The 12,787-nt window shown below is 68.2% G+C and carries 11 protein-coding genes; 4 read left to right on the top strand and 7 right to left on the bottom strand.

Going from position 1 to position 12,787, the window contains the following annotated elements:
- The coding region (locus ACR2JA_RS12135) for a TetR/AcrR family transcriptional regulator (protein WP_434009337.1) at positions 1 to 578 on the bottom strand (578 nt) is incomplete at its 3' end.
- Between the two features lie 139 nt (positions 579 to 717).
- On the opposite strand from ACR2JA_RS12135, the gene ACR2JA_RS12130 reads away from it, so the two are divergent.
- From ACR2JA_RS12130 to ACR2JA_RS12115, 4 genes are all read left to right on the top strand, one after another.
- Positions 718 to 1,536 (top strand): metal-dependent hydrolase, encoded by an 819-nt coding sequence (locus ACR2JA_RS12130; protein ID WP_434009336.1) that lies wholly within the window; start codon positions 718 to 720, stop codon positions 1,534 to 1,536.
- A gap of 81 nt (positions 1,537 to 1,617) precedes the next feature.
- Positions 1,618 to 2,733, top strand: coding sequence for a GTP 3',8-cyclase MoaA (gene moaA, locus ACR2JA_RS12125; RefSeq protein WP_434009335.1), 1,116 nt, complete (start codon positions 1,618 to 1,620; stop codon positions 2,731 to 2,733).
- A gap of 160 nt (positions 2,734 to 2,893) precedes the next feature.
- Positions 2,894 to 3,517, top strand: a complete 624-nt coding sequence (gene mobA / locus ACR2JA_RS12120; protein ID WP_434009334.1) for a molybdenum cofactor guanylyltransferase MobA — start codon at positions 2,894 to 2,896, stop codon at positions 3,515 to 3,517.
- A 25-nt stretch (positions 3,518 to 3,542) separates the two neighbouring features.
- Positions 3,543 to 4,910 (top strand): molybdopterin molybdotransferase MoeA, encoded by a 1,368-nt coding sequence (locus ACR2JA_RS12115; protein ID WP_434009333.1) that lies wholly within the window; start codon positions 3,543 to 3,545, stop codon positions 4,908 to 4,910.
- Between the two features lie 24 nt (positions 4,911 to 4,934).
- Here the strand turns inward: ACR2JA_RS12115 and ACR2JA_RS12110 are convergent, their stop codons facing one another.
- The 6 genes from ACR2JA_RS12110 to ACR2JA_RS12085 all read right to left on the bottom strand — a co-directional run bounded on the left by ACR2JA_RS12110 (position 4,935) and on the right by ACR2JA_RS12085 (position 12,782).
- Complete coding sequence (locus ACR2JA_RS12110; protein ID WP_434009332.1) at positions 4,935 to 5,462, bottom strand: GNAT family N-acetyltransferase; 528 nt, start codon at positions 5,460 to 5,462, stop codon at positions 4,935 to 4,937.
- 169 nt (positions 5,463 to 5,631) lie between these two features.
- The gene (locus tag ACR2JA_RS12105; RefSeq protein WP_434009331.1) at positions 5,632 to 8,721 is read right to left on the bottom strand and encodes an efflux RND transporter permease subunit; all 3,090 of its coding nucleotides are present in this window, start codon (positions 8,719 to 8,721) and stop codon (positions 5,632 to 5,634) included.
- 21 nt (positions 8,722 to 8,742) lie between these two features.
- Positions 8,743 to 9,804 carry an efflux RND transporter periplasmic adaptor subunit gene (locus ACR2JA_RS12100; RefSeq protein ID WP_434009330.1) on the bottom strand — a complete coding sequence of 354 codons (1,062 nt, stop codon included), beginning with the start codon at positions 9,802 to 9,804 and terminating at the stop codon, positions 8,743 to 8,745.
- 340 nt (positions 9,805 to 10,144) lie between these two features.
- Positions 10,145 to 10,576 carry a ribonuclease HI gene (gene rnhA, locus ACR2JA_RS12095; protein ID WP_434009329.1) on the bottom strand — a complete coding sequence of 144 codons (432 nt, stop codon included), beginning with the start codon at positions 10,574 to 10,576 and terminating at the stop codon, positions 10,145 to 10,147.
- Positions 10,577 to 10,734: 158 nt separating this feature from the next.
- Entirely contained in the window at positions 10,735 to 11,640 is a 906-nt protein-coding gene (locus ACR2JA_RS12090) for a class I SAM-dependent methyltransferase (protein ID WP_434009328.1), read from the bottom strand.
- Positions 11,637 to 12,782, bottom strand: coding sequence for a hypothetical protein (locus ACR2JA_RS12085; RefSeq protein ID WP_434009327.1), 1,146 nt, complete (start codon positions 12,780 to 12,782; stop codon positions 11,637 to 11,639). Before ACR2JA_RS12085 ends, ACR2JA_RS12090 begins: the two co-directional genes overlap by 4 nt.
- Between the last annotated feature and the right edge of the window lie 5 nt (positions 12,783 to 12,787).

Raw genomic sequence — 12,787 nt, 5'->3', positions numbered from 1 at the left:
GCGGCTGGTGTCAGGCCGGTCAGTTGCTCCGCCTCGCCACGTTCGATGGCCATCAGCACCAGTTCGTTGATGCCGCCCACCGCGGCCATTGCCATGGTGGGCGTGAGCGCCGACGCGGTCGCCGCATCGCCACCCGGGACGTTGACGGTCTGCAACAGGAAATCGGCCAGGTGCTGCATCACCTCGCGGCGCACCACCGCCCCCTCTTCGCCCAGGTGGTGCACCTCCACAAACAGGGTGCGCAGCAGCCGCGGGCCGGCCGAGAGGTGGGCGAAGTACGCGTTCAGCGCCGCCTCGATCTGGTGGTGCCAGGGCTTCTCGGGCCGGACCGATTCGCTGAGCGTGCGCAGCGCCGAAGCACTGACACCCCGGTACAGCGCCAGGAAGCAGGCTTCCTTGCTGGCGAAGTGTTCGTAGAAGGTGCGTTTGGACACCCCGGCCTCGCGCACGATGTCGGCGATGGTGGTGGCCGCGAAACCGCGGTCGGCCGCGCTGCTGCCCATGGCCTGCAGCAAGCGCGTGCGGTGTTCGGGCACCGGCTGGGCGGTTTCAGATGAGGGAAGACTGAGGCTGAACATGTTGGGCAGGATGTTAGCCGCCACACCCCACCCTCGGCTGACAGCCCCGACCGATCATGGCAAGTCCCGGCTTGACACCCGCTCGCACACCCGACACGATGGGCACCTCGGTACTCAACCGTACCAACACACCCACCCCATGACCGCACTGACCGTCCGCCGCCTGCTGATCGACCTGGAGCAACCCGTGGCACGCCACTGGTGCAACGGCGACGCCTTCCTCACCGCCTGGTTCAACGCCTTGTCCATGAGCTTTCCGGTGGGCGAACAGTTCTTCATCGACTCGGTGCGCCGCGGCCACCAGGCCCTGCCCGCGAACCAGCAGGATCGCTGGAAGCCGGAAATCCAGGGATTTGTGGGCCAGGAGGCCACCCACCGCCGCATCCACACCCTGTTCAATGCGCAGATCGAGAAGCACGGCCTGGTCAACGCCTGGGAGCCACGCGCACAAAAAAGGCTGCAACTCGTCGATGGCAGCGACCCGCGCCACGGCCTGGCCATCACCGCGGCCAACGAGCACTTCACCGCCCTGTTTGCCGAGTGGATGCTGGCGCACCCGCAGCTGCTCGACGGCAGCGAACCGCGCCTGAAGGCGCTGTGGCTGTGGCACAGCGCCGAAGAGGCCGAACACAAGAACACGGCCTTCGATCTGTACCAGGCGCTGGGCGGCAACCACGCCTGGCGCGTGAAGTGGATGCGCCGCGTGACGTTCATCTTCCTGACCGACACCCTGCGCCAGACCGCGCACAACTTGCGGCGAGACGGCACGCTGTGGCGCTGGAGCACCTGGCGCAGCGGCTGGCAACACCTGCTGGGCCGCGATGGCCTGCTGCGCACCAGCGCCCGCCCCTGGCTAGCGTATTTCAAGCCCGACTTCCACCCCAGCCAGCAGCACAGCGAACGCTCGCAACAGTGGCTGAGTGAGAACAGCGCGCTCTACACACGCGTGGGCGCCTGAGCACCGTTGCGGACGCGACATCCCCGCCGCTTCGCAAGGTTGCCGGGCTGCGTGTACCAGGGGCTGGCCGATAATCCGCGCATGTCCGAACGCGTCATCCCCCTGATCGATCAACGTCTGCGGTCGCTGACCGCGCGAGTGCCCGCCCAGGCCATCCCCGCCACGGGTTTGCTGGGCGACACGCTGGGCCGGCCGCTGCGCGATCTGCGCATCAGCGTGACCGACCGCTGCAACTTCCGCTGCAGCTACTGCATGCCCAAGGAAATTTTCGACAAGGACTACGCCTACCTGCCGCACAGCGCCCTGCTCTCGTTCGAAGAGATCACGCGCGTGGCCCGCGTGTTCGTGGCCCACGGCGTGCAGAAAATCCGCCTGACCGGTGGCGAACCCTTGCTGCGCAAGAACATCGAAATCCTGATCGAGCAACTGGCCGCCCTGCGCACCACCGAAGGCAGGCCACTGGACATCACCCTCACCACCAACGGATCGCTGCTGGAGCGCAAGGCCGCCAGCCTCAAGGCGGCCGGCCTGCAACGCGTGACGGTGAGCCTGGACGGGCTGGACGACGCCATCTTCCGCGCCATGAACGACGTGGACTTCCCGGTGGCGGACGTGCTGCGCGGCATCGACGCCGCGCAGGCCGCCGGCCTGGGCCCGATCAAGGTCAACATGGTGGTCAAGCGCGGCACCAACGACCAGCAGATCCTGCCCATGGCGCGCCACTTCAAGGGCAGCGGCATCGTGCTGCGCTTCATCGAATACATGGACGTGGGCGCCACCAACGGCTGGCGCATGGACGATGTGCTGCCCAGCGCGGAAGTGGTGCAACGCATCCACGCCGAACTGCCGCTGGTGCAACTGGACCCGTCGGCCCCTGGCGAAACCGCCGAGCGCTGGGGCTACGCCGACGGTTCGGGCGAGATCGGCGTCATCAGTAGCGTGACGCAGGCCTTCTGCGGTGACTGCAACCGCGCCCGCCTGTCCACCGAAGGGCAGCTGTACCTGTGCCTGTTCGCCACCCACGGCCACGACCTGCGCCACCTCATCCGCGGCACAGAGACTGATGAAGAACTGGGCAGCGCCATCGGAGCCATCTGGCAAGGCCGCGACGACCGCTATTCGCAACTGCGTGCCTCCTTGCCGCCCGATCAAACCACGGGTGGTCGTCGGGTCGAGATGAGCTACATCGGAGGGTAGATGACCCACCCCTGCGCCGCCTGCGGCGTCACCTCCTCAAGGGGGCGATGCGTGCGGCCCGGCCAAGCCGGTTCCGCCGCATCCTAGGTTCGGACACCTCGCGCCGAGCGCATCGATTGCGTCACCCTTTGCCCCTTGCATCCACTTCGAGAGGTCTCGCTTGATCCAATCTTCTGAAATCACCGCCCTGGTCCTGGCCGGTGGCCGTGGCTCCCGCATGGGAGGGGTCGACAAGGGCCTGCAGAAATTCCGCGACACGCCGATGGCGCTCAACGCGCTGCTGCGCCTGCAACTGCAGGCGGGCGATCTGATCGGCGACCTGATGGTCAACGCCAACCGCAACCTGGCCGCCTACGAAGCCTTTGGCCACCCGGTCTGGCCCGACAGCCTGCCCGACTACGCCGGCCCGCTGGCCGGCTTCCTCACCGGCCTGGCGCACTGCGAAACGCCCTACCTGCTCACCGTGCCCTGCGACACACCGCTGTTCCCGCTGGACCTGGCGCAGCGCCTGGCCGCCGCTTTTGACGACCCGTCCACCGAGATCGCCATGGTCTCGGCCCGTGAGGGCGATGCCGACCTGCGCACCCAGCCGGTGTTCTGTCTGCTGCGCGCTGACCTGCTGCCCAGCCTGACGGCCTTCACACAGGCCGGTGGCCGCAAGATCGACCGCTGGACCGAACAGCACCGCACCGTGGTCGTGCCGTTCAATCAGCCCGGCGACGACCCGCAAGCCTTCTTCAACGCCAACACCCTCGCGGAACTGCAGTCGCTCGAAGGCGGCTGAGTTCGCGTCCATTACTTTTTTCGCCATGTCCACGATCGAGCAGATCGCCGCCGCCCTGCAAGGCTACGACCCCAAGGCCCTGCCCGCCGGGCACGTCAACCAGTTCCTCGCCCGCCTGGTCGAGCCCGTTGCCGCCACCGAAACGGTGGGCGTGTTCGCCGCGCTGGGCCGCGTGCTGGCCGAGGACGTGGTCTCGCCCATCAGCGTCCCGCCGCACGACAACTCCGCCATGGACGGCTTTGCCTTCGACGGCGCCGCCCTGCGCCCCGGCCAGCCGCTGGCGCTGCAACTGGCCGAAGGCACCGCCTTTGCCGGCACGGCATGGGCCGGCACCGCACAGCCCGGCCAGTGCGTGAAGATCATGACCGGCGCCATCATGCCGACCGGCCTGGACACCGTGGTGCCGCTGGAGTTCGTGAAAGTCGATGGCGCCCAGGTCACGCTGCCGGCCGACGTGCTGCAGCGCGGCGACAACCGGCGCCTGCTGGGCGAGGACCTCATGGCCGGCCAGCCCGCGCTGCGCCGCGGCCAGACCCTGGGCCCCGCCGCGCTCGGCCTGATCGCCAGCCTGGGCCTGCCGCAGGTGAAGGTGTTCCGTCGGCTGAAAGTGGCCTACTTCTCCACCGGCGATGAAATCCTCAGCCTGGGCGAAGCGCCGCGCGAAGGTGCCGTGTACGACAGCAACCGCTACACCGTCTTCGGCCTGCTCACCCGCCTGGGCGTGGAGGTGCTGGACATGGGTGTGGTCAGGGACGAACCCGCCGCACTCGAAGCCGCCTTCCGCCAGGCCGCGCACGAGGCCGACGCGATCATCACCAGCGGCGGCGTCAGCATGGGCGAGGCCGACCACACCAAGGCCATGATGAAACAGCTCGGCGACGTCGCCTTCTGGCGCATCGCCATGCGGCCGGGCCGGCCGATGGCGGTGGGCAAGATCGTTCACCCCCACGCTCCACCGCTGCGCGGGTCGCTGCACCCCGAGGGGGCTGAGACCGGCTTGGGGCGGCCCGGCGCCGGTCTCGCCGAAGAAAACGGCAAGAGCGCCGTGCTCTTCGGTCTGCCCGGCAACCCGGTGGCCGTGATGGTCACCTTCCTCGCCTTTGTGCGCCCCGCCCTGCAACGCATGATGGGCTGCACCGACAGCGAACCCTTGCTGCTCAAAGCCCGCAGCGCCGAAGCCCTGCGCAAGAAACCCGGCCGTACCGAATACCAGCGCGGCATCGTCACCCGCGCGGCCGACGGCACGCTGCACGCCCGCACCACCGGCAACCAGGGCTCGGGCGTGCTGCGCTCCATGGTCGAAGCCAACGGCCTCATCGTGCTGCACCACGGCCAGGGCAACGTGGCCGTGGGCGACGAGGTGGACGTGATGATGTTCGACGGGGTGATCTGAAACCCCGGCCCGCCGGGTGTGGTCTCAGGCTGCGACGCGGGCCAGCCGCTTGCACAGCACGCGGTTCTCGTGGCTTGTGCCTTCGATGACGTATTCCGTGGCGCCCACGTCCCGGTAGCCCTGCGCGCGGTAGAACGCCAGCGCCCGCTCATTGCCCACCCAGGCCGTGAGCCACACATCGCCAGCGCCCCGCCCACACGCGATCCTTTCCGCCTCGGCGAGCAGCGCACGCCCTACGCCCTGCCGCAGGAAAGGCCGCTGCACATACAGCCGGAACACCTCGGCACCACCCACGCCCGGCACCGGGCAGGCGGTGGCAAAAGCCACGTCCACAAAACCCACTGCGTGCCCGCCCGACGTGGCCAGCCACAGCTCGACCGACGCATCCCGCAGCCGCTGGCCGAACACCGCCGGCGCATAGACCGTGGCCGCTTCCCTGGCGAGTTCCGAGCTGATGCCGCGGGTGGCGTAGGTGTCCAGAAACACCTGCGTCGCGAGCGCACTGAGGGTCAGGGTGTCAGAGGTTGTCGCGGGACGAGATGCGAAACTCAAGGACATAGCACACCTGGGGAGCACGGATAGTGGGGGCCTCGCGCACTGGTGCTCAGCAGCTACCGCAGGGCGGCGGTCCCAGAATCTGGACGCGCTCCATCAGACGCTGGCACGTCGACCGACCTCGCCACGCAACATGCATCAAACCATGAGCCGCACAGTCCTTGATTCATTTCGCCACCAGCACATCCCCGGAAGTGGACCCCGGCGCCTCCGAGGGCAACACCCGCGAGCCGTGCTTGGCCCGCGCCAGCAGCATGTACATGGTGGGCACAACGAAGATGGTGAGCAGGGTGCCCAGGCTCATGCCGCCGACGATGACCCAGCCGATCTGCTGGCGGCTCTCGGCCCCGGCGCCGGTGGCCAGGGCCAGCGGGATGGCGCCCAGCACCATGGCGCCGGTGGTCATGAGGATGGGGCGCAGGCGCAGTGCGGCGGCTTCCTTGACGGCGTCGAGCTTGCTCTTGCCCTCCTCGCGCAGCTGGTTGGCGAACTCCACGATCAGGATGCCGTGTTTGGTGATCAGGCCCACCAGGGTGATGAGGCCGATCTGGCTGAACACGTTGAGCGTGCCCCCGGTGAACTTGAGCGCCAGCAGCGCACCCAGCATGGACAGCGGCACGCTGAGCATGATGATGAAGGGGTCCACGAAGCTCTCGAACTGCGCGGCCAGCACCAGGTAAATGAACAGCAGCGACAGCGCGAACACGATGGCCAGCGAGCCCGAGGAGTTCTTGAACTCGCGGCTCTGGCCGTTGAGGTCGGTCGTGGTGCCCGGTGGCAGCACCTCGGCCGCGATGCCGTCCATGATCTTGAGCGCATCGCCCAGCGCCAGCTCGGGTGACAGGTTGGCGGTGATGCTGGCGCTGCGGCGCTGGCCAAAGTGGTTGAGCTCGCGCGGCACCACCACCTCGCGCAGCTTCACCAGCGAGGCCAGCGGGATCATGGCGTCGTTGCGGCCGCGCACGAACAGCTTGTCGATGTCGTCGGGTGCGCTGCGTTGTGTGCTGTCGGTCTGCACCACCACGTCGTACTGTTCGCCGCCCTGCTTGTAGCGGGTGACGATGCGCCCGCCCAGCATGGTTTCCACCGTGCGGGCGATGGCGTCCACGCTCACGCCCATGTCGGTGGCGCGCTCGCGGTCCACATCCATGCGGATCTCGGGCTTGTTCAGGCGAAGGTCGGTGTCCACCTGCACAAAGCCGGGGTGCTTGGCCATCTCGTCCTGGAAGCGGCGCACCGTGCGCGACAGGCTTTCGTAGCTGTCGCTGGTGACGATCACGTAGTTGATGGGGCGCTCGCGGAAGCCCTGGCCCAGCGAGGGCGGCGTGATGGGAAAGCCGCTGATGCCCGGCAGGCCGCCGATGCGCGGCGTGATCTCTCGGGCGATCTCCTGGGTGGTGCGTTCGCGCTCTTCCCAGGGCTTGGCGCGCAGGAACACCGTGCCCTGCGCCACCGTGGGGTTGCCGATGTTGCTGAAGATGCGGTCGAACTCGGGATAGTCCGAACCGATGCGCTCCACTGCTTCGGCGTAACGGCGGGTGTAGGCCAGCGTGGCGCCATCGGGTCCGTTGAGGTTGACCAGGATCACGCCCCGGTCTTCCAGCGGGGCCAGTTCCTGTTTGGTGCTGGAGAACAACCACCAGCTGCCGACCGCGCTGGCGGCCATCACGCCCACCACCAGCCAGCGCACGTTCAAGCTGGCGGCCAGCAGGCGGCTGTAGCCGTTGGTGATGCCGACCAGCACGCGTTCCATGCCGCGGTCGAACCAACCGGGGTTGGGGTTGTGGCGCAGCAGCTTGCTGCTCATCATGGGCGACAGCGTGAGCGCGACAAAGCCCGAGACCACCACCGCGCCGGCCAGGGCCAGCGCGAATTCGGCGAACAGGCGGCCGGTGCGGCCAGGCGTGAAGGCCAGCGGTGCGTACACCGCCGCCAGTGTCAGCGTCATGGCCACCACGGCAAAGCCGATTTCCCGGGCGCCTTTGATGGCAGCTTCGAAGGGCTGCATGCCTTCTTCGATGTGGCGGTAAATGTTCTCCAGCACCACGATGGCGTCGTCCACCACCAGACCAATGGCCAGCACCAGGGCCAGCAGCGTGAGCGTGTTGATGGAGAAGCCGAACAGTGCCATCAGCGCGAAGGTGCCGATGAGGGACACCGGGATGGTCACCAGCGGGATGATGGAGGCGCGGATGGTGCGCAGGAACACGAAGATGACCAGCGCCACCAGCACCACCGCCTCGGCGATGGTGGTGTAGACGGCCTTGATGGAGCGGTCGATGAAGACCGAGTTGTCGTTGGCCACGTCCACCGTCACGCCCGGTGGCAGGTCGGCGCGCACCTTGTCCATCAACTGCCGCACGCCGGCGGACAGCTCCAGCGGGTTGGCCGTGGCCTGGCGGATCACACCCAGCGACACGGAGTCGCGGCCGTTCAGCCGCACCGAGCTGCGCTCGTCCTGCGGACCCTGCACCACCCGTGCCACGTCGCCCAGGCGGATGGCCTGGCCGTTGACGGTGCGGATGGTGACCTCGCGGAACTGCTGCGGGGTCTGCAGGTCGGTGGCGGCGGTGACGTTGAACTCCCGCTGGCTGCTCTCGATGCGACCAGCCGGCACCTCCAGGTTGGAGCGGCGCAGCGCGTCTTCCACGTCCTGCACGGTCAGGCGGTAGGCGGCCAGGCGGTCGGGGTCGATCCAGACGCGCATCGAGTACTTGCGCTCGCCGTACACGCGCACGTCGGCCGCGCCGGGGGCGGTCTGCAACACCGGTTTGGCGATGCGGTTGGCAAAGTCGGACAGTTGCAGCGAGCTGTGGGTGTCCGAACTGAGCGCCAGCCAGATCACCGGGAAGGCATCGGCCTCGACCTTGGCGATCACCGGCTCGTCGATGCCCTGCGGCAGGCGCTGGCGCACGCGGCTGACCTTGTCGCGCACGTCGGCGGCGGCGGCGTCAGGGTCGCGTTCGAGCTTGAAGCGCACCGTGATGTTGCTCTGCTCCTGTCGGCTGGTGGAGGTCAGCACGTCCACCCCTTCGATGCCGGCCAGCGAGTCCTCCAGCGTCTTGGTGATCTGCGACTCCATCACCTCGCTGGACGCACCGGCAAACCGCGTTTGCACCGACACGGTGGGCTCGTCGATCTTGGGGTACTCGCGCACCGTGAGTTGCTGGAACGACACCCAGCCGACCAGCAGGATCAGCAGCGAGAGCACGCTGGCGAAGACGGGACGGCGGATCGAAATTTCAGGCAGTTGCATGGCGCAGGCTCCTGTGGGGCATCAACCGGCCTTGGGCGCATTGGGCGCCGACGGCGCACCAGCGGGTGGCGCGCTCTGGGGCTTGCCGCCACCCGCGCCTTTGCCACCGGGTCCACCGGGCTTGTTCATGTCCACCACGCGCACCGGCGAACCGTCTTTCTGCAAGCGCTGCTGGCCGGCCACCACCACGGTGTCGCCCTCGTTCACGCCGCTGGTCACCTGCACCTGCGCACCACGGCGCACGCCCAGTTGCACCTCCGTGCGGCGCGACACCAGCTTGGCGCCGTCACCCTCGCCTTCCTTGACCAGCACCACCACGAACTGTTTGCCGCCCTGCGGGACGATGGCCTCTTCCGGCACCACCAAGGCCGCGTCGTTGGTGGCAAACACCGTGGTCACGCGCGCAAACATGCCAGGGCGCAGCTCACCGCCCGGCGCCGGCGGCAGCACCGCCCGCACGGCGATGGAGCGGCCATTGGCATCCAGCAGCGGGTCCACCGCCTGCACGCGGGCGCTGAAGGTCTTGCCCGGCAGAGCGTCCAGCTCCACCTTCACCGACTGGCCGGTCGCGATCCGGGTCTGGTAGCGCTCGGGCAGGCGGAAGTCCACCGTCAGCTGCGAGGTGTCTTCCAGGTTGACCAGATCGGCACCGTCCTTGACGTATTCGCCGAGGTTGATGTTGCGCAGGCCGACCGTGCCGTCGAACGGCGCCACCACCCGCATGCGGGCCAGCCGCGCCTGCGCCAGCGCCACCTGGGCTTCAGCCACCTGCAGCGCGGCGCGGCTCTCGTCCAGCACACGCTGGGCCACAAAGGCCTGGGCCACCAGCTCTTCGTTGCGCTTGAGGTTGGCGCGGGCGATCGACAGCTGCGCCTGTGCCTGGCTGAGCTCGGCCTTTTGCAGAACGTCGTCCAGTTGGACCAGCAACTGGCCCTTGCGCACACGCTGCCCTTCGGCAAAACCGATCTGCGCGATCCGCCCGGCCACCTCGGGCCGCAACACCACGCTCTGGCGCGAGCGCAGAGAGCCGACCGCCTGTGCATCGTCCTGCAGCGCCACCGCCTTGACTTTGGACACTTCCACGCTCACCGGGCCTCCGCCACCAGCACCGGGTCCGCCACCACCGCCACCTCCACTTGCCCCGCCGGCTGGCCGAGGTCCTGGCCCTGCCGCCGCGGCAGGCTCACCGGCCGTCGGGGTCCCGCTTTTCTGGAACCACCAGGCACCGGCAGAGGCGACGGCAATGCCGCCGACGGCGACCCAGGTGTAAATCGACTTGTTGGGCATGGGAATGGCGTGTGTGCAGGGGAAACAAAAAGAAGACCGCTGTGGACAGCGGTCACTTGAAAGGCAATGTATCAGCGCTGATGCCCGCGCGCCCGCACAAGTTCCATGCACCCGCCGCGCGCAGGGGGTGTTTGGGTCAGGGCACGCCGCGGTTGGCCAAGGCGTCGGCCCGTTCGTTGCCCGGGTCGCCCGCGTGGCCTTTGACCCAGTGCCATTCGATGTGGTGCACCCCATCGTGGACCAGGGCGTCCAGGCGCTGCCAGAGGTCGGCGTTCTTCACCGGCTGTTTGGCCGCGGTTTTCCAGCCCTTGGCCTTCCAGCCGTGGATCCATTCGGTGATGCCCTTGCGCACGTACTCACTGTCCAGGTAGACGGCCACCTTGCAGGGGCGCGTGAGCGCGGTCAGCCCTTCAATCACCGCCATCAGCTCCATGCGGTTGTTGGTGGTCTCGCGCTCACCACCCCACAGGTCTTTTTCGTGTCCGCCAGACTTCAGGAAAACGCCCCAGCCACCCGGGCCGGGATTGCCTTTGCAGGCGCCATCGGTGTACATCACCACGTGGTTCAAATCGGTTCACTCCAAGAGAAATTGACAGGCCAGGTCGGGCCACCGGGGGCGCCGCGCCACACCGCAGATCGAATCGTGCCCGGCCCCCATGCCGCCGCAGATCGATCCGGCGCCGCAATGCCGCAATGCCGCAATGCCGCAATGCCGCAATGCCGGCACTATCGCCGGTTTGCCACCGACACCGGCGTCGCCGCGTTCACGCGGCGCGGCTTCCAGGACGGTCCGAGCAATCGCATGCCGCGCACCCGCTTGACCGCCACAAAAAAATACACCGCGCCAAAAATGGACCACCAGCGGGCGCCGGCCGGGTCCATCCACGCGGTGCGCTGGAGCCACTTGTCGGTCCGCACAGCAGGCCGATAGCAGCCGAAGCGCTCCGACTCTACTTCAAAACCCAGCAGGCGCAGCCAGTCGCGCAGGCGCCAGGGGCCGATGAATTCACCAGCATCGGGCAGGTACAGCGTGCCCATGCCCAGCCCCCCCAGATGCAGCCGCTGTGCCAGGCGCGCCCGCCCTTGGCGCAGCCCCCAGAGGCTGGCGGGGTTCAAGCCGCAGACCACCACGCGCCCCTCGGGCACCAGCACGCGCTCGACCTCCCTCAGCACCTGATGCGGGTCGGCGCTGAGCTCCAGGGTGTGGGGCAGCACCACCAGGTCCAAGCTGGCCTCGGGAAAGGGCAAAGCGGCAGCGTCGGTGATCAGCGCCACACGCGGCAACTGCATGGCCGGGTGGATGACTGGCTCCTGCGCCGCAGCAGCCTGAGGTGGTGCGTCGCCCGGTTGCACGTCGATGGTGTGGCGCCCCTCACTGGTGAACAGACCCTCGGTCGGCAGGCTCCAGGGCAAAGCCTCCTCGGGCAACGCCACCCAGCGGTGCGGCATGCGGTTGGCCTGTAGAGCCTGCAACTCCGGCAGGCCCAGTTGCAGCGCGTTGAAGCCGAACAGATTGGCCACCGCCAGGTCGAGCTGGGCCTGCTCCCAGGCGAGCAGATAGCGGCCAGGCGAGGTACCCAGCCAGGCCGACAAACCTTCTTGACCAGTGGAGATGGGTGTATCCGTGTTCAAGGCGTGTTGGCCGGAAACAAGTGGGCCAGCGTGCGGCTGCCCGCCGTGATCCTGAAATAGTCGTAGTCGGTCAACAGATCGGACGCCATCAGGTACTGGAAATGTAGCCGGAACTTGTCGCGCCGCAAACGGGCGTACGCATCGGCCCCGAACATGCGCACAAACCGCGGCGAGATCAGCACGGGGCGGCCCGGCTGCCGCCCCGCGGGCGCCAGCCCCACCGCGGCCAGGGGGTCGCACAAGGGAAAGCAGCAACCGTCCGGAGGAGCCGATGCATCCACCCAGTGCAGGCCCGCGGCGGTGCCCAGACAGGCGAGCTCGCCACGGAACCGCTGCGCTTCGGGCAACAGACCTTGCAGGGGAATCCACTGGCCCAGCGTCAACAGGGACAGGACCGTACGGCCGGTGGCCAGCGACGGCTCCACCGCCAGCGCCCGGGCCACGATGGAGCACGCCAGCATGCAGCCCAGGCTGTGCCCGACGACCAGCACTTCGTCGTAGTCCCCCGACCGGACGCGCCGGATGAGCGTCCGTGCGTGGGCGTCCAGGCGCGCATCAAGCTCAGGGGCGGCGCCGCGCTCCTGCCGCCAGGGAAAGACGTAGCCACGCGCCAGCCAGCGCATGTTCATGCGTTTTTCAACGGTGTGGATCAGCATCAGCAACGCAACGCCGAAGGCCGCCGCTCCTGCGCTGGCCACGGGCCAGTCCACCCCGCCCAGGCGCAGACCGGCAAACACCGCCAGTGCGCCAAGCGGCAAGCCCGCCAGGAGCAGGAACAGCTGGGCAAAAAACGCCGCCAGCACCACGATCGGCCCTTTAGCGAGCTGCCGTCCCCGCGCCAGGGCCCCGCACTGGAGGTAGTGCCAGGACGTGCGGGCCACCTCGACCCAGACCCGCGCGTCGCTGCGCGGCCAATGCCGGCGCACCACATCGTCCCAGCGCAGGAACACGTAGTCGGTCGACACCGCCTGGTCACCGTCTTGCGCCACAAGTGGCCATTGCGGGTTGCCGTCGGCATCGCGCCGTCGCGGACCGACCTCTACCGCCAGGCCGTTGACCACGGTCTGCCGCGCCGACTCGTCGCGGTAAAGCGCGTGGTAGTGCGAGGCCCCTCTGGGGTCGAAGCCGCTGACGTAGAGCACGCAGC

Origin of the sequence: Hydrogenophaga sp. (assembly GCF_051007235.1) — a bacterium.
Taxonomy (GTDB): domain Bacteria; phylum Pseudomonadota; class Gammaproteobacteria; order Burkholderiales; family Burkholderiaceae_C; genus Hydrogenophaga.
The sequence above is the reverse complement of the archived record's forward strand: the minus strand, read 5'-3'. Positions and strand labels throughout refer to the sequence as shown.